Here is a 19199-nt window from a genome sequence, read left to right on the forward strand (position 1 = left end):
TGACGCTCAGGAACCGAAGTGGTAGTTGAGCTCCAGCCAGATCTGGCGTCCGACCGGGCTGTAGTTGCCGACCGGGTAGTTCGGCCAGCCGCCGGTGGTGTCGCGCTTGATGCGGTTGTTGACGTTATTGACCGCCACCGACACCGTGGCGCGCTCGTTGACCTTGTACACGCTCGACAGATTGACCAGGGTGGTCGGCGACAGGAAGGCTGTCTGCCCGGAATTGGGCACCTTGCCGTAGCGCTGCGCGAACACGGTATTGGACCAGTTGCCCACGTTCCAGTTCAGGCTGGCGTTGAGCTTGTCGCGCCAGTCCTGGTTGGACAGGTCGTCCAGTTCATCCTTGAGCACGTCGCCGGCGAACTGGCGCGAATTCTTGCTGAACGACTTGGAGTAATTGCCCTTGAGCGTGAATTTGCCCCAGTCGGCCGTACGCAATGCGTAGCGTGCGCTCAGGTCGATCCCGTCGGCATCCTGGTAGGCGGCGTTGATCGGATTGACCCGGATTTCGCGGATCTCGCCCGGCTTGTTCAGCGCCGTCAGCGGATAGCGCTGGATGCGGCCGATGGTATCGAGGCAGGTCGGCGACGTCAGGTCGCCCTTGACTCGGCAGGCCGCTTCGTCGCGCAGCAAGGTATCGGCGCTCAGGTTGGTGACCAGATCATCGATCTTGATGTTCCAGTAATCGACCGAGACGTCGAAGTCCGCGCTCGGCGACCACACCGCGCCCAGCCCGTACGACTTGCCTTTTTCCGAGCGCAAGTCCTTGCTGCCGGTCTGGATATAGTCGCTGCCCGGCGACACGTTGGCGAACTCGCAGGTTTCGATGCTCTTGCCGGCCTGGGCGCAGCGGTAGTAATCGGTGCTCGACGCGTAGTAGCCGGTGCCGCGCGCCTTGAAGATGTAGTTCATGTCCGGGGCGCGGAAGCTGGTGGCGTAGTTGCCGCGCACCAGCAGCGGCTTGACGGGACGCCATTCGATGCCGGCGTTGTAGGTCAGCTTGCCTTCATTGCGGCCGGCAAAGTTGTAGCGATCGTAGCGGCCGGCCAGGGTCGAGTTCAGGTCCTTGAGCAGCGGCACGCTCGCTTCCACGCCCAGCGCGTAGCGGCGGCGCGAGCCTTCCGTGATATCGCTTTTCGCCAGCGTATTGAACACGCCCTGGTTGATGCGCGGGTCGGGTTTGTTGGCGAAGCGCTGGTGGCCGGCTTCGGCAATCGTCGCCAGCTTGACCGGGCCGGCCGGCAGTGCGAACAGTTCGCCCGTGGCGACCAGGCTCAGGGTCTGGTTGCGCGAGGTATCGTCGCTGTCGGCCTGGCCGGTGATGCTGTTGAATTCCTCGGGCGTGAGGCGCTGGGCCAGGCGCGCCTGATTCGGCGCGTAGATCGCGATGCCGTCCTTGTCGACGCCCAGTTTCGGCCCCAGGAAAAAGCTGTCGATATTGGCCAGCGCGCGCTGCACATGGCCTTCGCTCTTGTAGAACGAGGCACTGTAGCCGGCTTCATAGCGCCAGCCGGTGCCCGGAATGTCGCCCTTGGCGCCCAGCGAGACCGAGCTGGCCTGGTCATCCCAGGTGCGGTTGTAGCGCTTCACGCCGCCCATTTCCTCGGGCGAGATGTACTTGGTCCAGGCTTCGTACACGCCGCTGTTCTTGTTGAAGAAATAGCTGTTATCGGCCGAGGACGAGGTCCACGTCGGGCCGCGCGTGTTGTTGGCCGTCTTGTTTTGGCCGAGCAGGAATTCGGCGAACAGGTCGGTCGATGGCGAGAGCGCATAGTTGGCGCTGCCGAACAGATTGGTGCTGCGGTTCTTGGTCTGGGTGGTCCAGTAAGTCGGGCTGACCTTGTTGCTGGCGCAGTAGCTGCCTTTTTTGACGGTATGCTTGAACTGGCTGCCGCCGAACAGGTCGCCAAGCGCATTGCAGGCGTCGCCCAGGTCATGGAAGTTGCCGGTGTTGACGTTCTTGCGCGACAGGGTATTGGTCGGCGTGCCCTCGCGCACGGCCATGAAGTCGCGCTGGTTGCTCCACAGCGGCTCGCGGTCGAGCAATTCCAGGCTGAACACGGTGTTGAGTTTGTCGAAGCTGCGTCCGCCGCTGATCTGCAGGCGGCGGTCGCCCCCGCCGCCGCGCGAGGTGGTGCCGGCCTTGAGGTTGACGTCGACGCCGTCGGCCTTCTTCTTGAGGATGATGTTCACCACGCCGGCGATGGCGTCCGAGCCGTACACGGCGGAGGCGCCGCCGCTGAGGATTTCCACGCGTTCGACGATGCTCGACGGGATGTTGGCCAGGTTGGTGAAGTTGATCGCGCCTTCATAGGCAGTCGGGAAGTCGGCCAGGCGGCGCCCGTTCAGCAGGATCAGCGTGTGGTTCGGCCCCAGGCCGCGCAGGCTGATGGTGTTGGCCGATGGGGTGTGGGTATTGCCGAAATCGGCGCCGGTGGTAAAGCCGCTGTTCTGCGCCTGGTTGTTGAGGGCATCGAACAGGTTCTTGTAACCTTGCTTGGTGATTTCCTCGCCGGTGATGACGACCACCGCGGACGGGCCTTCGACGCTGGCGCGCGCGATGCGCGAACCGGTCACGACGACAGAGGTCGGGGTGGCTTGTTCGCCGGCGCTGGCGGTTTGCGCCTGCGCCTGCTGTGCCGAGCCGCAGAGCAAGGTGATTGCCGCTGCCGCCAGCGGCGTCAATTTCAAATTTGTGATTTTCATTGAGGTGCTTTTGGTAGTCAAAAACCAATGATACCAACCAAGAATCACCTGCTGAACGATTGTTTTTGCGTTTATATATGCGAAATTGCACAACCGTGGTGCAAGGCTGTGCCAAGCGGGAGAAAGCCGGTTGCGCCCATGGCGGGACCGGCCTGCCGGCTGTTACTCTTCCAGACGCGCGTCGAGCGTAATCGCCGCATTCAGCAGCTTCGAGACCGGGCAATTGTTTTTTGCACGCAGTACCGCCGCTTCGAACGCTTCCTGGTTCGCGCCGGGAATCGTCGCCACCAGGTTCAGATGCACGGCCGAAATCGTGAAGCCATCATCGGTCTTGTCCAACGAGACGGTCGCGGTGGTCGTCAGCTTTTGCGCGGTCATGCCGGCTTCGCCCAACTGCCCCGACAAGGCCATCGTGAAGCAGCCGGCGTGCGCTGCGCCGATCAGCTCTTCAGGATTGGTCCCGGGACCGTTTTCGAAACGGGTGTTGAAACCGTACTGGGTATTGTCCAGCGCGCCGCTCTGGGTCGAAATGCTGCCTTTGCCATCCTTGATGCCGCCGCTCCAGACAGCACTTCCTGAACGTTTGATCATGGTGTTTCTCCTAAAATTTATTTAAGTTCAATTAAGCCATCATGCGCTGCGGCCACCGGTCCATCTGTTCGCCAGCGCACCATGAGCTGTAGCAATGCTGCGGTGCAGCTATTTTCCTGTGGGCGTGATGCGCCAGACCGTATTGCCGACGTCGTCGGCGACCAGAATGCCGCCGCCCTGATCCACCGCCACGCCGGCCGGCCGTCCGAACGCTTGCCCCTCGGCACTGAGAAATCCGGTCAGCACGTCTTGCGGCGGACCGTTCGGCTTGCCGTCCGTGAACGGCACGTAGATCACCTTGTAGCCCGAATACGGCTTGCGGTTCCACGATCCGTGCTGGCCGATCAGCGCGCCATTCTTAAATGCCGGCATCAGGTCGGCGTTATAGAACGCCAGCCCGAGCGACGCGGTATGCGCGCCGAGCGCGTAATCGGGCGTGAGCGCCTTGGCTACCAGATCGGGACGCGCCGGTTCGACCCGCGCATCGACATGCTGGCCGAAGTAGCTGTAAGGCCAGCCGTAGAAGCCGCCATCCTTCACCGAAGTCATGTAGTCGGGCACGAGGTCGTTGCCCAGCTCGTCGCGTTCGTTCACGCTGGTCCACAGCGCCCCGCTTTGCGGCTGGAAACCCATGCCGACGGGATTGCGCAAGCCCGTGGCAAACAGGCGCGACTTGCCGTCGGCCGGGTTGAATTCCCAGATCGCGGCGCGGCCTTCTTCCTTGTCCAGGCCGTTTTCGCCGACGTTGCTGTTCGAGCCGACCGAGATATACAGGCGCGTGCCGTCGGGACTGGCCACCACGTTCTTGGTCCAGTGGTGATTGATCCCGGCCGGCAGGTCCATCACCTTGACGCCCTTGGCGGTGATTCTGGTCTGGCCTTCCTGGTACGGAAAGCGCAGCAGCGCGTCGGCATTGGCCACGTACAGGTCGTTGCCCACCAGCGCCATGCCGAACGGCGAGAACAGGCCGTCGAGGAACACCGAGCGGTTGGCCGCTTCGCCATTCGGACCAGCCCCGCGCAGCAGGGTGATGCGGTTGGCGGACGGCACGGCCGCGCCGGCCTTTTTCATTGCAAGTTTCATCACCATGCCGCGCAGGCTGAAGCCTTCATCGGGCTTGGGCGGCTTGTTGGATTCGGCCACCAGCACGTCGCCGTTGGGCAGCACGTACAGCCAGCGCGGATGCTCCAGCCCGCCGGCATAGGCCGCCACCGCCAGGCCCTGCGCCACCGCCGGCTTGGTGCCCTTGGGCCAGGGATCGGCCGGGGCGATGTTCATGGTCGGCAGCAGCGAGCGCGATGGCGCCGGCAGCGCCGGATTCGGGCCGAAGCCGGGCGGCATGGTCTGTGCGTGCGGGCTCAGCGCGGCCGCGGCCAGGCCGAGCGCCAGCACCAGGCGCGAACGCCTCATGCTTCGTCCTTGCCCTTGGTCAGGTCGGACGGTTCGTGATGGCGCATGCCGCTGCCGGCGTCCGCCTTGGGCCGGGCCTGGCCCGATCCGGCGGTGGGCGCGACTTCCTCGACGCCGCGCATGCCGTGCATGTCGGTATCGACCAGGCCCTGGGCCAGGTCGTCGGCGGCCTGCTTCATGACGCCGCGCGGTTCCTTGTCGTGCCCGTCCGGCGACTCGTCGCGCTCGTGCGGCAGGCGCTTGACGTCGTCGTCATGGATCTTGGCGTCGGTGTTGATTTTACGGTCTTGTGTTTCGGCTACCATGGTGCTGCTCCCTGTGGGTGAACTCATTGTGCAAATGGTATCGCTTCGTTGGGAAGGTGGCCGTTCAATTGACACGCCTGCGCACGGCGCCGATGCGCATTGCATGCACGCGCGGCTTGCCCGCGCGCGCCGCCGCACTTATACTGCGCCACTGTGGATGCATACAGTATTGCCGCCGACAGCGGCCGTATGGCAGAAGCAGGCATTATGGAGTAATCTCCTGCGTGTCGCCCCTCAACCGCCGAGAAGTCCATGCCAGCTACGCAAGAATCGCCAAAAACCATCGCGCTCGTCGTGCGGCATAACACGGCCGGCATCGGCGAGCCGGTCGGCCGCCTGCTCGCCTTTCTGCAGGAGGCCGGCTACCGGGTGGTGTTCGAGAGCGAAACCGCGGCCCACCTCGGCCTGCCCGGGATCGAGGCGATGAGCGTGAGCGGCATCGGCGCGGTGGCCTGCGCCGTCATCGTCATGGGCGGCGACGGCACCATGCTCGGCATCGCGCGCCAGCTCGCGCCCTTCGATGTGCCGCTGATCGGCATCAACCTGGGGCGCCTGGGCTTCATGACCGATATTCCCGTCGAACGCATGATCCCGGTCGTCGGCGACATCCTCGGCGGCAAGGCGCGCGCGGAAAAGCGCACCCTGCTCGAAGGACGCGTGCTGCGCGGCGGCGCCATGATCGCCTGCGGGCTGGCGGTCAACGATGTGGTGGTCGCGCGCGGCGCCGGGGCCGGCATGGTCGAGCTGAAAGTGGCCGTGGACGGCAACTTCATGTACAACCAGCGCTCCGACGGCCTGATCATCTCGACCCCGACCGGCTCGACCGCCTATGCGCTCTCGGCCGGCGGCCCGCTGCTCCATCCCAGCCTGGGCGGCATCGTGCTGGTGCCGATCGCCCCGCACGCGCTGTCGAACCGGCCGATCGTGGTGCCCGACAGCAGCGAAATCGTGATCGAGATCGTCAGCGGGCGCGACACCAGCGTCAATTTCGACATGCAGACCTTCGCCAGCCTCGCGCATGGCGACCAGATCGTGATTTCGCGCTCGCCGAACCACATCACCTTCCTGCATCCGGAAGGCTGGAGCTATTACGACACCCTGCGCGAAAAATTGCACTGGAACGAATATCCGTCGGGCGAGGGCAAGCTGCGCTAACCGCGCTGTCCCGCACGCCATTCCCCATTCGAATACTGGACTGACACACCTTCATGCTGCGTACCCTTACCATCCGTGATTTCGTCATTGTCGATACCATCGAGCTTGAATTTTCCAGCGGTTTTTCCGTCTTTACCGGCGAGACCGGGGCCGGCAAGTCGATCCTGATCGATGCGCTGCAGCTGGCGCTGGGCGGGCGCGGCGACGCCAGCGTGGTGCGCGAGGGTGCGGCCAAGGCCGACATCACGGCCGATTTTTCGGTCGCCGCCTCCGCCCCGGCCCGTGAGTGGCTGGAACAGAACGAATTCGCCGTCGAGGAGGGCGGCGCCCTGCTGCGCCGCGTGATCGACAACGCCGGGCGCTCCAAGGCGTTCATCAACGGCGTCGCCGCCACCGCCGCCCAGCTGCGCGACCTGGGCGACATGCTGGTCGATATCCACGGCCAGCATGCGCACCAGTCGCTGCTCAAAAGCGACGCCCAGCGCGCGCTGCTCGACAACCAGGCCGCCTTCAAGGATGCCGGGGCCGGCGCCGATGCCCAGACCGTGGCCGCCACTCACAAGGCATGGCGCGCCCTGGCCCGCCAGCGCGAGGAATTCGAAACCAATGCCAAGAATGTGCTGATCGAGCGCGAGCGCCTCGAATGGCAGGTGGCCGAGCTGCAGAAGCTGGCCGTGAAACCGGGTGAATGGAGCGAGATCACAAACGAGCACAGCCGCCTGTCGCACGCCGCCAGCCTGCTCGAAGGCGCGCAGGAAGCGCTGGCCGCGATTTCCGAATCGGACCATCCGATCCTGTCGCAGCTATCCTCGCTCAACCAGAAGCTGGGCAAGCTGGTGGCCGTGGACGCGCAATTGCAGACCGTGCTCGATTGCATGGAACCGGCCCGCATCCAGTTGCAGGAAGCGGTATATGCGCTGAATAATTACCTGGACCGGGTCGACCTCGATCCCGAGCGCCTGCGCCAGGTCGACGCGCGCATGGAAGCCATCCATACGACGGCGCGCAAGTTCCGCGTCACGCCTGACGAGTTGCCGGACGAATTCGCGAGCCTGTCGGAGCGCCTCCAGCAACTGGCCGACGCCAGCGACCTGGATGGCCTGCGCGAGCAGGAAGAGAAAATCAAGGCCAGCTACATGACGGCCGCGGCGCGCCTGTCGGCCACGCGCGCGGTGGCGGCCAAGCTGCTGGGCACGCAGGTGACGGCGGCCATGCAGGAGCTGAATATGACGGGCGGCAGTTTCGTGGTCGGGCTCAATGCCTGCGAGCCGACCAGCAATGGCGTCGAGCAGGTGGAGTTTCTGGTGGCGGGCCATGCCGGCGTGGCGCCGCGTCCGCTGGCCAAGGTGGCCTCGGGCGGCGAGCTGGCGCGGATTGCGCTGGCCATTTCCGTGATCACCTCGAATGCGACCACCACGCCAACCCTGATTTTCGATGAGGTCGACAGCGGCATCGGCGGCGCCGTGGCGGAAGTGGTGGGGCGCCTGCTCAAGCGCCTGGGCCAGGAGCGCCAGGTGCTGTGCGTGACGCACTTGCCGCAGGTGGCCAGCCAGGCCAATCAGCATTTCCAGGTGGCCAAGGGAACGACGGGGGAGGGCAAGACCGTCTCGCACATCGACGTGCTCGATAACAAGGCGCGGGTGGAGGAGGTGGCGCGCATGCTGGGTGGGGTGGAGATTACCGCGACCACGCGCAAGCATGCGCGGGAGTTGCTGGCGCTGTAAGTCCCACCTGCATCGTTCCCGCTGCCCTCCAATCGGTCGTCCCCGCTACCCTTCGATCCGTCGTTCCCGCGAAGGCGGGAACCCAAGTTCGTGCCGGAGCCGTTATCTGTACGCGACGAACTTGGGTTCCCGCCTTCGCGGGAACGACGGGGCTTAGTTCGGCGGTCGGTGATTGTCGTGCCACCGGGTCACACCTCCTAAAACCGGTTCAACACGCCTAAAGTATGCTCGGCTTTAACCCGGAACCCTATAATATCGGCTCTCCTTCTCACGATCGCCGCTCCCATGTCCTTCCGCAAAGAACCCCCCTTCACCCACGGCACGCCGACCCGCAACGCCGTGGTGCTGGTCAACCTGGGCACGCCCGACGCGCCGACCACGCCGGCGGTACGGCGCTACCTGAAGGAATTCCTGTCGGACCCGCGCGTGGTGGAAATTCCGCGCGCCATCTGGTGGCTGATCCTGCACCTGATCATTCTGCCGTTCCGGTCCAACAAATCGGCCGCCAAGTACGCGACGATCTGGACCAAGGAAGGCTCCCCCCTCAAGGTGCACACCCAGAAACAGGCGATCCTGCTGCGCGGCCTGCTGGGCCAGCGCGGCCATGATTCGGTGAACGTGGTGATGGCCATGCGCTACGGCTCGCCATCGCTGCCGGAAGTGCTGGACCAGCTCAAGGCCGAGAACTGCGACCGCATCGCGATTTTGCCGGCCTACCCGCAGTATTCGGGCACCACCACCGGCTCCATCAGCGACGCCGTGTTCGCCCACTACGCCGGGGTGCGCAACGTGCCCGAACTGCGCATGATCAAGCACTACCACGACCACGACGGCTACATCGACGCCCTGCGCGATACCGTGCTGGCGCACTGGAAAATCAACGGCCGCGGCGACAAGCTGGTGATGAGTTTCCACGGCGTGCCGAAGCGCACCCTGATGCTGGGCGATCCGTACCACTGCGAGTGCCACAAGACCGCGCGCCTGCTGGCGGCCAAGCTGGGCCTCTCAAGCGAACAATACCTGGTGACCTTCCAGTCGCGCTTCGGCAAGGCCGAGTGGCTGCAGCCGTACACCGCGCCGACCCTGGTGCAGATGGCCAAGGATGGCTTGAAACGCGTCGACCTGATCTGCCCCGGGTTTACCAGCGACTGCCTGGAAACGCTGGAAGAGATTGCGATGGAAGCGAAGCACGATTTCGAGGCGGCCGGCGGGCGCGAGTTCCATTACATTCCGTGCCTGAACGAATCGCCCACCTGGATCGCTGGCCTGGCCGACATCACCGAGCAGCACCTGCTGGGCTGGGACACCAAAGCCACGCCCGCGCAGCGCGCAGCGCAGCCGCGCTCGGCGCAAGCTGAGGCCAGCACGCCTCGCGGGCGCGAAATTGACAGGCTCTAATTGCCGCCTGTTAAAATAGCGACCCGTGCCCACTCAGACCGGCGTAGCAGATCATGACCAGCGCAAGCACGGTGTAGGCAACAACGCTGGCGGCAATCAACGGCAACTTCATGTCGAACTCCCTGAAACAGCTTCGCGCGAGCGGGATTCGCGCGTGCAAGCTGGATAACTTCATGGTAGTCCGGGCCGTCCTGAAATGAATCTCCTTATTGGTAAGATTTGTAACATTGGATGAAAAAGCAACGCCGCAGGATTCCCCTTGAAAATGTAGGTTATAGCCCCATCTGGGTGGCTGTGTGGTTAGCACGACACGTCAAACAAATCGCTAAGTCATTGATTCCAGGAGTTTTTCCGATGCAAGACCAAGAAAATCAGGAAGTGCAACAACCATCCGACGACGCCGTGCAGGCGGCAACTCCGGTCAACGGCGAGCCGAGCCTCGAAGAGCAGTTGAGCGCCACCGAAGCCAAACTGGCTGAAATGCACGACGCCTTCATGCGCGCCAAGGCCGAAGGCGAGAACATCCGCCGCCGCGCCCAGGAAGACGTCAACAAGGCGCACAAATTCGCCATCGAGAGTTTCGCCGAGGCCATGGTGCCCGTGCGTGACAGCCTCGAAATGGCGCTCAAGGTCGAAACCCCATCGGTCGAGTCGCTGAAGGAAGGCGTCGAAATGACCCTCAAGCAACTGACTTCCGCGTTCGAGAAGAACAAGCTGGTCGAAGTGCTGCCGGCCCAGGGCGACAAGCTCGATCCGATGAAGCACCAGGCCGTTGCCGTGGTTCCGGCCGATCAGGAAGCCAATACCGTAGTCACCGTGCTGCAAAAAGGCTATATGATCGCCGACCGCTTATTGCGCCCTGCCATCGTTACCGCAGCGCAAGCAAAATAAATACAGCGTGCTCTCTTGCAAGGTCTTGAAAGCACGCAGTTTTTCCACATATTCAAGTCATCTGAAACTAAGTAATTAAAAGGAAAACATCATGGGCAGAATTATCGGTATTGACCTGGGCACGACGAACTCTTGCGTGGCCATCATGGAAAACGGTCAGCCAAAGGTAATCGAGAACGCAGAAGGCGCGCGTACGACGCCTTCCATTATTGCTTACCAAGAAGATGGCGAGATCCTCGTTGGCGCGCCGGCCAAGCGCCAGGCGGTCACCAACCCGAAGAACACCCTGTTCGCGGTCAAGCGCCTGATCGGCCGTAAGTTCGACGAAAAAGAAGTCCAGAAAGATATCGGCCTGATGCCGTATTCGATCATCAAAGCCGACAATGGCGATGCATGGATCGGCGTGCGCGACAAGAAACTGGCCGCACAGCAAATTTCCGCCGAAGTCCTGCGCAAGATGAAGAAAACCGCCGAAGACTACCTCGGCGAAGAAGTGACCGAAGCGGTCATTACCGTGCCTGCGTACTTCAACGATTCGCAGCGCCAAGCCACCAAGGACGCCGGCCGTATCGCCGGTCTGGACGTCAAGCGCATCATCAACGAGCCGACCGCGGCCGCGCTGGCATTCGGCCTGGACAAGACCGACAAGGGCGACCGCAAGATCGCCGTGTATGACCTGGGCGGCGGCACGTTCGACGTCTCGATCATCGAAATCGCCGACGTCGATGGCGAAAAGCAGTTTGAAGTGCTCTCGACCAACGGCGACACCTTCCTCGGCGGCGAAGACTTCGACCAGCGCATCATCGATTACATCATCGACGAGTTCAAGAAGATCAACGGCCTGGACCTGAAAAAGGATCCGATCGCCCTGCAGCGCATCAAGGCCTCGGCCGAGCGCGCGAAGATCGAACTGTCGTCCTCGCAGCAAACCGAAATCAACGAGCCATACATCGCCATGGCGAACGGCGCGCCGGTCCACCTGAACCTGAAAATGACCCGCGCCAAGCTCGAGTCGCTGGTTGAGGAACTGATCGCGGCCACCATCGAGCCATGCAAGATGGCGATCAAGGATGCCGGCGTGAAGGTTTCCGACATCGACGACATCATCCTGGTCGGCGGTATGACCCGTATGCCGAAGGTGCAGGAAAAGGTCAAGGAATTCTTCGGCAAGGATCCGCGCAAGGATGTGAACCCGGATGAAGCCGTCGCTGTCGGCGCCGCCATCCAGGGCGCCGTGCTGTCGGGCGAGCGCAAGGACTTGCTGCTGCTGGACGTGACCCCGCTGTCGCTGGGTATCGAAACCATGGGCGGCGTGATGACCAAGATGATTCACAAGAACACGACCATCCCGACCAAGTTCAGCCAGGTGTTCTCGACCGCCGAAGACAACCAGCCAGCGGTGACGATCAAGGTATTCCAGGGCGAGCGTGAAATCGCGTCGGGCAACAAGGGCCTGGGCGAATTCAATCTGGAAGGCATCCCGCCTGCATCGCGCGGCACGCCACAGATCGAAGTGACCTTCGACATCGACGCCAATGGTATTCTGCACGTCGGCGCGAAAGACAAGGCCACCGGCAAAGAGAACAAGATCACGATCAAGGCCAACTCCGGCCTGACCGAAGCGGAAATCCAGAAGATGGTGAAAGACGCCGAAGTCAACGCCGAAGAAGACAAGAAGGTCAAGGAACTGGCCGAATCGCGCAACCAGGCCGATGGCCTGGTGCACTCGACCCGCAAGTCGCTGACCGAATACGGCGACAAGCTCGAAGCGGGCGAGAAGGAAGCCATCGAAGCGGCCATCGCTGAAGTGGAAGCCTCGATCAAGGCTGGCGACAAGGCCGAGATCGATGCCAAGATCGAAACGCTGTCGACCGTCTCGCAGAAGCTGGGCGAGAAGATGTATGCAGACATGCAAGCCAAGCAAGCCGCTGGCGGCGCCGAAGGCGGCCAGCAGTCGGGCGGCAATGAAGGCAAGCCAGCGCAGGATGACGTCATCGATGCCGACTTCAAGGAAGTCAAAGACGCCAAGTAATGCCGGAGCCGGGTGCGGGCCGCTGCAGTTAAGCGGACCGCACCGGATCGAGCAAAGGCCACGACAAGCCGAGCCCCCAGCGGCTCGGTTTTTTTGCATAAACAGTAGCGTAGTAGCTAGACAGCAAGGTGCCGACAAATGGCAAAGCGTGATTTTTACCAGATCCTCGGGGTCGCCAAGAATGCTTCTGAAGAAGAGATCAAGAAGTCGTATCGCAAGCTTGCGATGAAATACCATCCGGACCGCAATCCGGACAGTAAAGAATCGGAAGACAAGTTCAAGGAAGTCAAAGAAGCGTACGAAATGCTGACCAATCCGGAAAAGCGCGAAGCGTACGACCGTTACGGTCACGCGGGCGTCGATCCGAACATGGGTGGCGGCGGTGGCTTCGGCGGCGCCGGTGCGGGCGGCTTCGCGGACAGTTTCGGCGATATTTTCGGCGACATTTTCGGCGGCGGCGCGCGCGGACGCAGTTCCGGTCCGCAGGTGTACCGCGGCACCGACTTGCGCTTCAACCTTGAGATCACGCTCGAGCAGGCGGCGCACGGGCATACACAAGACATCCGCGTGCCGAGCTGGGAAAAGTGCGACACCTGCCACGGCAGCGGCGCCAAGCCCGGCACCTCGCCGGTGACCTGCACCACCTGCGGCGGCAACGGCCAGGTGCGCATGCAGCAAGGCTTTTTCAGCATCCAGCAGACGTGCCCGAAGTGCCATGGCAACGGCAAGATCATCGCTGATCCATGCGCTCCGTGCGGCGGCGAAGGCCGAATCAAGCGCAGCAAGACGCTGGAAGTGAATATTCCGGCCGGTATCGACAACGGCATGCGCATCCGTTTCACGGGCAGCGGCGAGCCGGGCACCAACGGCGGGCCTCCGGGCGATTTGTATGTGGAAGTGCACATCAAGCCGCACGCGGTATTCCAGCGCGAAGGCGACGACTTGCATTGCGAAATGCCTATCTCGTTCGTCAAGGCCACCCTGGGCGGCGAAATCGAAGTGCCGACCCTGTCCGGCAAGGTCTCGTTCACGATTCCTGAAGGCACGCAATCGGGCAAGACGTTCCGCCTGAAAGCGAAGGGCATCAAGGGCATGCGCTCCGGTTACGCGGGCGACCTGTTCTGCCACGTGGCGGTCGAAACCCCGGTCAAGCTGACCGACAAGCAAAAAGACCTGCTGCGCGAATTCGAGCGCCTGACGGTCGAAGGCGGCGGCAAGCACAGCCCGCAGAGCAAGGGCTGGATGGACAAGGTGAAAGATTTTTTCGAATAAGGCGGGCTTAAGCACGCCTTTTCATCCGAACCGCTGAATTCGGCCCTTGGGCCTATCAGCGGTTTTTTTTGAGCAAACAGGACATAACATGACTCAAGCACAACAAGAAATGGACGCGCTATTCAAACGCAATCGCGACTGGGCGGCGGCGATGGTGGCCAAGGATGAAAACTTCTTCAAGGCGCTGACTGCCCAGCAGTCGCCGCAGTATCTGTGGATTGGCTGTTCCGACAGCCGCGTGCCGGCCAATGAGTTGTTGGGGCTGGCGCCGGGCGAACTGTTTGTTCATCGCAACATCGCCAACGTGGTCGTGCATTCCGACCTGAACTGCCTGACGGTGCTGCAGTTCGCCATCGACGTGCTGAAGGTCAAGCATGTGATCATTTGCGGCCATTACGGCTGCTCGGGCGTGCATGCCGCGATGATCAACAAGCGCGTGGGCCTGGCCGACAACTGGCTGCGCCATGTGCAGGATGTGCAGCAAAAGCACGACAAATACCTGGGCGATGCCTTGCCGTCGCGCGCACGCGCGGACCGTTTGTGCGAGCTGAATGTGACGGAACAGGTGGTCAACACCGCGCAGACGACGGTGGTGCAGGATGCGTGGGAACGCGGACAGCCGCTGACCGTGCACGGCTGGGTGTACGGCTTGCATGACGGCTTGCTGCGCGACTTGGGTATGAGCGTGAGCGGGGCCGATGAGCTGGCGCCGAAGCTCGCGTCGCGCTTGCTGGAGTATCAGGAATAAAGCCGGGTCGTCTTTCCTAACCCCCACGGTTGCGCGTCATAATAGCGCTAAGGCTAAAATCGTCGCCCCCGTCTGCGCGGGGGCGACGGCGTCGAGATGCAGCTGATTATTTGCTTTCTTTTACCACGCGTCCGTTCAGATGCTGCACCGGACGCGCATTGTGCTTGTACAGCTTGTGAAACTGCGCCAGCTGCGCCTTCGACATTTCCACCGGCGTCTTGAGCACGAACCAGTTCGCTTCTTCGCTGCATGGCGGCGTGGTCAGCGATCCCGGGAAATTGTAATACCCCTGGGTCGGCGGCAGAATCTGCATCATGTCGATCGTCACGCCCTCGACAGCCTGCTCGACTTCGGCTTCCTTGGGGAGGTTGTTGAAGATATTCGTCAGCGCCGGGTTTTCCTTGCCCAGCTTGAACAGCACCGCGACCACGGCCAGCTTGTTGTCCGCATTCTTGTGCACCAGGTGTAATCCCAGCGGATACTGCTTGCCATTGATGCGCTCTTCGCTTGGCGTATGGAAGTGGAACTGCAGCAATTCATGACGCACGCCACCGATCGCGATCCCGCTGCCGGGCGCATAATTGACTTGTACCGTGTGCCCGTTGTCGATAATTTTCAGAGGCGATGGCTGGTACTCGAACACGATCGGATCGAGGTCGGCCTTGGTGGTCGCATTGGTGTGGATATCGATCGGCGACTGCTGGTGGCCCGTCTTGCAGGTCACATAATCGGACTTGATGCCGCCCCATTTCGCCGGTCCCGTAACGCCTGCGTAAGTCCATTCATGCGCGGCATGCTGGCCATGTTGGGCATGTTGGGCATGTTGTGCAGGTTGGGCATGTTGTGCCTGGGCCGACAGCGGCAGGAGGGCGGCCAGCGCCAGCGAAACGACGGTCATGCGTGAAATCATGTTCTTTCCTTGTAGTCGAATGGGATACCGTAACGGAGTGGCCTCGTTGCGCGCTCTGTCTGGTCATAATATCTTTCCTTGCAACAAGTAAATACAAAAGAACTACACCTGCTGCAATAAAGCAACAAGATGCTGTCTTCTTCCTTCCTAGCCAAGTGTGGAAAATACTTAATGGAGATGAAATTTGAATCACGGAAATAACCACCTGCACGAGATCCGCGCCCTGGCGCGCACCTTTGTCGCCGAGCGCGACTGGGGACAGTTCCACACACCGAAGAACCTGTCGTCGGCACTATCGGTGGAAGCGGCCGAACTCCTCGAACATTTCCAGTGGCTCAAGACGGGCACGCAGGAAGAGCTCGGCGCAGACAAGCTGACGCAAGTGCGCCATGAAATGGCCGATGTGCTGGTCTACCTGGTGCTGCTGGCGGACCAGCTCGATGTCGACCTGGGCGCGGCGGTGGAAGAAAAGATGGCGCTCAACCGGGCCAAGTACCCGGCCGACAAGGTGCGCGGCGATGCGCGCAAATACCACGAATACCCGCCGGACTGAGCCGGCGGGGGACTTTCAGGAAACGCTTACAGTCCGGCCATGCAGATATACTTGATCACCAGATAGTCATCGATGCCATAGCGCGAGCCTTCGCGGCCCAGTCCCGACTGCTTGACGCCGCCGAACGGCGCCACCTCGGTCGAAATGAGGCCCGTATTGACCCCGACCATGCCGGACTCGAGCGCATCGGCCACGCGCCACACGCGCCCGATGTCGCGCGAGTAGAAGTACGCCGCCAGCCCGAATTCGGTGTCGTTGGCCATGGCGATGACATCGTCCTCGGTATCGAAGCGGAACAGCGGCGCCAGCGGGCCGAAGGTTTCCTCGGTCGCCACCTGCATGGCGGACGTCACGTCGGCGATCACGGTCGGCTCGAAAAAGCTGTGTCCCAGCGTATGGCGCTTGCCGCCGGTCAGCAGGCGCCCCCCTTTCGAGAGCGCATCGGCGATATGCTGCTCGACCTTGAGCACGGCCTTTTCCTCGATCAGCGGGCCTTGCGTCACGCCCATATCCTGGCCGTTGCCGACCTTCAGTTTCTGCACCGCCGCCACCAGTTTCTCGGCGAAGCGCTCGTACACCCCATCCTGCACGTACAGACGGTTGGCGCACACGCAGGTCTGGCCGGCGTTGCGGTACTTCGACGCGATGGCGCCTTCGACCGCCGCATCGAGGTCGGCATCGTCGAACACGATGAAGGGCGCATTGCCGCCCAGTTCCAGCGACAGCTTCTTGATGGTCGGGGCGCACTGTTCCATCAGTACCCGGCCGACCTGGGTCGACCCCGTGAAGCTCAGTTTGCGCACCAGCGGATTGCCGGTCATTTCGCCGCCAATCGCCTTCGAATCCCCCGTGACGACGCTGAACACGCCCTTGGGCATGCCGGCGCGCTCGGCCAGTTCCGCTAGCGCCAGGGCCGAGAACGGGGTCAGCTCGGCCGGCTTGACCACCATCGGGCAGCCGGCCGCCAGTGCGGGGCCGGCCTTGCGCGTGATCATCGCCGCCGGAAAATTCCACGGGGTAATCGCCGCGCAGACGCCGATCGGCTCCTTGGTCACCACCAGGCGGCGGTCGGCCCAGGGCGACTGCAGGGTGTCGCCTTCGATGCGCTTGCCTTCCTCGGCGAACCATTCGATAAAGGAGGCGGCGTAAGCGATCTCGCCCTTCGATTCGAGCAAGGGTTTGCCCTGTTCGGCGGTCATGATCACGGCCAGGTCGTCGGCGTTCTCGATGATCAGATCGTTCCATTCGCGCAGGATGACGCTGCGTTCGCGCGCGCTCTTCTTGCGCCAGGCCGGCCAGGCCGCGTTGGCCGCCGCGATGGCGCGCGCCGTTTCCGCGGCGCCCATGCGTGGCACCGTGCCCAGCGTCTCGCCGGTGGCCGGATTGGTGACCGTGATGGTGGCCGCATTGTCCGCATCGCACCATTCGCCGTCGATAAAACATTGCTGCCGCAGCAGCGCAGGGTCTTTCAGATTCAACATAGGGGTGCTTTCGTCAAGAGCTTGGCGTGAAGGCCGGGCAACCATCTTAGCGTTTTTCCTTATCGATTGCCCGGCAGCGCGCGCGCCGCCGCAGCAGCACCTTTTGTGACCGCACAAGCGTGGCCGCGCTGCCAAGACCATGCTCAACGGTGACGGCGCCGCGTCCGGCGTTGTCGCCGCTAATGCTTTCCTAACCGGGGTCAGACCTTAATGCCGCTAACTTAAGCTCCGTCCTTCCCGCGCAGGCGGGAATCCAATTCCGCAGCGCAGTCACAGGCGGCTCCACGAACTTGGATTCCCGCCTGTGAACTGACCCAAAAAAGTTGGACACCGTTTCTACTTTTTGGGGGAAGTCGATGACGAAGCATACGACGGCATTCAAGCTAAAAATCGCTAAGCAATATGTACGTGGCTTGATGGGCTATAAGGAAGTAGGCCGCATCAACAACGTTAGCTACGGCCAAGTACGCCGTTGGGTACTGTTCCACCGCTATCACGGCAAAGCTGGCCTTGAACCGAGGAAGTCTGTTCAGTACAGCGCCGATGAGAAGCTTGAGGTTTTGCGGTACATGTGGGCGAACAAATTATCGTATGTGGAAACGGCGGCCAGGTTCAATATTCGCGCGCAGGGCTACGTCGGGGTTTGGGAGCGCGATTTTCGTGATGGCGGTATAGTGCCACTGATCCGCAAACCCAGAGGAAGACCCAAGCGCATGGCTGATTTACCCAAGCAAGTTGCACCTGCCAGCGTGCATAGTGATGCCACACGTAGCCGTGAAGAGTTGCTGGTGGAACTGAACCAGTTACGGATGGAGGTCGCCGTTCTAAAAAAGCGGAGAGCCTTAGCTCAAGCGGCCGAACAGGCTGCGGCAATGCGCAAAAAGCGCACATAGTCCACGAGTTAAGGCTGCAATTTCCCATTGCGCAGTTGCTTGCGCTTACCGGTCTGAAACGTAGTACGTTTTACTATCAAAAGAAGGTTGCGCAAGACGGCGACAAGCATGCGCACTTGAAGCAGGGTATCGAGACGACCTATCAGGCACACAAGGGGCGTATGGGCTATCGGCGTATCGCTGACGTGCTGCGCAAGGCAGGCCATCGCGCATGCGCCAATACCGTCCAGCGCTGCATGCAGGCAATGAAGCTGACATCGCTGGTACGCATCAAGAAATACAAGTCGTACAAGGGGGAAGTGGGCAAGACTGCGCCGAACATCTTGCTGCGCGATTTCAACGCAGAGGGGGTGAATCAGAAGTGGGCAACCGACGTCACCGAGATGAAAGTCGCTGGTCAGAAAGTGTATCTATCACCCGTGATGGACCTGTTCAACGGGGAAATTGTAGCGTATGAAATGGACACGCGTCCGGTACTCGGACTGGTGACAGGCATGCTCAAAAAAGCCTTCCGGAAGTTGCGTGCCGACGATAAACCGATCGTCCATTCAGATCAGGGATGGCAGTATCGCATGCCGGCCTACCAGCACATGCTGGCGCAGAAAGGCATCGTGCAGAGCATGTCTCGCAAAGGCAACTGCCTCGACAACGCAGCCATGGAGAGCTTCTTCGCAGTGCTGAAGACGGAGTATTACCACCTGAACAAATTTAGTAGCGTCGACGAGTTGAAAAAAGGTCTGGCCGAGTACATTGACTACTATAATCACTGCCGTATCAAGATGAAGCTGAACGGACTGAGCCCGGTGCAATACCGAACCCAGCATTCGCTTTGATTTAATCAAAACACCGTCCAACTTTCTTGGGTCACTTCACTGCGCGGGAAAGACGGTTTTGCAGTTTGTGGTCAGAAAACGGCTTAACTTAGCGGCATTAGGGTCAGACCTCCGAATCGAAACACTTTTATTTCTAATCGGAGGTCTGACCCCGGTTAGGAAACTAGTTGCTGTGGTGGAAGATGAAGCTCCCCGGCGGTTCGTGTTGGCATGTTTGACAACTTGCCGGTAAGCTCTAACAGTGGTTCGATGCATTGACCTGCGTCAAGCCTAGGTCGTCCATTTGAGATGGATCAA

At 61.5% G+C, this 19199-nt stretch carries 15 protein-coding genes; 9 read left to right on the forward strand and 6 right to left on the reverse strand.

Going from position 1 to position 19199, the window contains the following annotated elements:
* Positions 1-6: 6 nt before the first annotated feature.
* From CR152_RS10760 to CR152_RS10775, 4 genes are all read right to left on the reverse strand, one after another.
* On the reverse strand, positions 7-2706 hold the full coding sequence (locus tag CR152_RS10760) for a TonB-dependent receptor plug domain-containing protein (RefSeq protein ID WP_099874918.1): 2700 nt from the start codon (positions 2704-2706) through the stop codon (positions 7-9).
* A gap of 162 nt (positions 2707-2868) precedes the next feature.
* Complete coding sequence (locus CR152_RS10765) at positions 2869-3297, reverse strand: OsmC family protein (RefSeq protein ID WP_099874919.1); 429 nt, start codon at positions 3295-3297, stop codon at positions 2869-2871.
* Between the two features lie 108 nt (positions 3298-3405).
* Positions 3406-4707 carry a PQQ-dependent sugar dehydrogenase gene (locus CR152_RS10770; RefSeq protein ID WP_099874920.1) on the reverse strand — a complete coding sequence of 434 codons (1302 nt, stop codon included), beginning with the start codon at positions 4705-4707 and terminating at the stop codon, positions 3406-3408.
* Positions 4704-5012, reverse strand: coding sequence for a hypothetical protein (locus CR152_RS10775; RefSeq protein ID WP_229413344.1), 309 nt, complete (start codon positions 5010-5012; stop codon positions 4704-4706). The genes CR152_RS10770 and CR152_RS10775 overlap by 4 nt, the downstream gene beginning before the upstream one ends.
* A 252-nt stretch (positions 5013-5264) precedes the next feature.
* Here CR152_RS10775 and CR152_RS10780 point away from each other — a divergent pair, with 252 nt between their 5' ends.
* From CR152_RS10780 to can, 7 genes are all read left to right on the forward strand, one after another.
* Positions 5265-6167, forward strand: a complete 903-nt coding sequence (locus tag CR152_RS10780) for an NAD kinase (protein ID WP_099874921.1) — start codon at positions 5265-5267, stop codon at positions 6165-6167.
* A gap of 53 nt (positions 6168-6220) precedes the next feature.
* Complete coding sequence (recN, locus tag CR152_RS10785; protein WP_099874922.1) at positions 6221-7891, forward strand: DNA repair protein RecN; 1671 nt, start codon at positions 6221-6223, stop codon at positions 7889-7891.
* Positions 7892-8176: 285 nt separating this feature from the next.
* Positions 8177-9289: a ferrochelatase gene (gene hemH / locus CR152_RS10790; RefSeq protein ID WP_099874923.1), complete on the forward strand. Its 1113-nt coding sequence runs from the start codon at positions 8177-8179 to the stop codon at positions 9287-9289.
* 354 nt (positions 9290-9643) lie between these two features.
* Positions 9644-10180, forward strand: coding sequence for a nucleotide exchange factor GrpE (gene grpE / locus CR152_RS10795; protein WP_099874924.1), 537 nt, complete (start codon positions 9644-9646; stop codon positions 10178-10180).
* A 91-nt stretch (positions 10181-10271) separates the two neighbouring features.
* On the forward strand, positions 10272-12212 hold the full coding sequence (gene dnaK / locus CR152_RS10800; RefSeq protein ID WP_099874925.1) for a molecular chaperone DnaK: 1941 nt from the start codon (positions 10272-10274) through the stop codon (positions 12210-12212).
* Positions 12213-12350: 138 nt separating this feature from the next.
* Positions 12351-13484, forward strand: a complete 1134-nt coding sequence (gene dnaJ / locus CR152_RS10805; RefSeq protein WP_099874926.1) for a molecular chaperone DnaJ — start codon at positions 12351-12353, stop codon at positions 13482-13484.
* Positions 13485-13572: 88 nt separating this feature from the next.
* A complete protein-coding gene (gene can / locus CR152_RS10810) occupies positions 13573-14232 on the forward strand; it encodes a carbonate dehydratase (RefSeq protein ID WP_099874927.1) in 660 nt (219 codons plus the stop codon).
* 106 nt (positions 14233-14338) lie between these two features.
* Here can and CR152_RS10815 read toward each other — a convergent pair whose 3' ends face one another.
* Complete coding sequence (locus CR152_RS10815) at positions 14339-15142, reverse strand: carbonic anhydrase (protein WP_099874928.1); 804 nt, start codon at positions 15140-15142, stop codon at positions 14339-14341.
* Between the two features lie 184 nt (positions 15143-15326).
* Between CR152_RS10815 and CR152_RS10820 the strand changes: the two genes are divergently transcribed.
* Positions 15327-15695: a nucleotide pyrophosphohydrolase gene (locus CR152_RS10820; RefSeq protein ID WP_099874929.1), complete on the forward strand. Its 369-nt coding sequence runs from the start codon at positions 15327-15329 to the stop codon at positions 15693-15695.
* A 26-nt stretch (positions 15696-15721) separates the two neighbouring features.
* On the opposite strand, the gene gabD is transcribed toward CR152_RS10820, so the two are convergent.
* A complete protein-coding gene (gene gabD, locus CR152_RS10825; protein WP_099874930.1) occupies positions 15722-17176 on the reverse strand; it encodes an NADP-dependent succinate-semialdehyde dehydrogenase in 1455 nt (484 codons plus the stop codon).
* 356 nt (positions 17177-17532) lie between these two features.
* Here gabD and CR152_RS10830 point away from each other — a divergent pair.
* A protein-coding gene (locus CR152_RS10830) for an IS3 family transposase (protein ID WP_099881933.1) occupies positions 17533-18902 on the forward strand; the annotation gives its coding sequence in 2 pieces (ribosomal slippage) (positions 17533-18051 and positions 18054-18902; 1368 coding nt in all).
* Positions 18903-19199: the final 297 nt, after the last annotated feature.

Source organism: Massilia violaceinigra (assembly GCF_002752675.1).
In the GTDB taxonomy this organism is placed as follows: domain Bacteria; phylum Pseudomonadota; class Gammaproteobacteria; order Burkholderiales; family Burkholderiaceae_D; genus Telluria_A; species Telluria_A violaceinigra.

Coding starts and splice junctions, on each gene's coding strand:
- CR152_RS10815 (WP_099874928.1), bottom strand. CDS start 15,142: ATGATTTCACGCATGACCGTCGTTTCGCTGGCGCTGGCCGCCCTCCTG.
- grpE (WP_099874924.1), top strand. CDS start 9,644: ATGCAAGACCAAGAAAATCAGGAAGTGCAACAACCATCCGACGACGCC.
- gabD (WP_099874930.1), bottom strand. CDS start 17,176: ATGTTGAATCTGAAAGACCCTGCGCTGCTGCGGCAGCAATGTTTTATC.
- dnaJ (WP_099874926.1), top strand. CDS start 12,351: ATGGCAAAGCGTGATTTTTACCAGATCCTCGGGGTCGCCAAGAATGCT.
- CR152_RS10780 (WP_099874921.1), top strand. CDS start 5,265: ATGCCAGCTACGCAAGAATCGCCAAAAACCATCGCGCTCGTCGTGCGG.
- CR152_RS10760 (WP_099874918.1), bottom strand. CDS start 2,706: ATGAAAATCACAAATTTGAAATTGACGCCGCTGGCGGCAGCGGCAATC.
- hemH (WP_099874923.1), top strand. CDS start 8,177: ATGTCCTTCCGCAAAGAACCCCCCTTCACCCACGGCACGCCGACCCGC.
- can (WP_099874927.1), top strand. CDS start 13,573: ATGACTCAAGCACAACAAGAAATGGACGCGCTATTCAAACGCAATCGC.
- CR152_RS10770 (WP_099874920.1), bottom strand. CDS start 4,707: ATGAGGCGTTCGCGCCTGGTGCTGGCGCTCGGCCTGGCCGCGGCCGCG.
- dnaK (WP_099874925.1), top strand. CDS start 10,272: ATGGGCAGAATTATCGGTATTGACCTGGGCACGACGAACTCTTGCGTG.
- CR152_RS10775 (WP_229413344.1), bottom strand. CDS start 5,012: ATGGTAGCCGAAACACAAGACCGTAAAATCAACACCGACGCCAAGATC.
- recN (WP_099874922.1), top strand. CDS start 6,221: ATGCTGCGTACCCTTACCATCCGTGATTTCGTCATTGTCGATACCATC.
- CR152_RS10765 (WP_099874919.1), bottom strand. CDS start 3,297: ATGATCAAACGTTCAGGAAGTGCTGTCTGGAGCGGCGGCATCAAGGAT.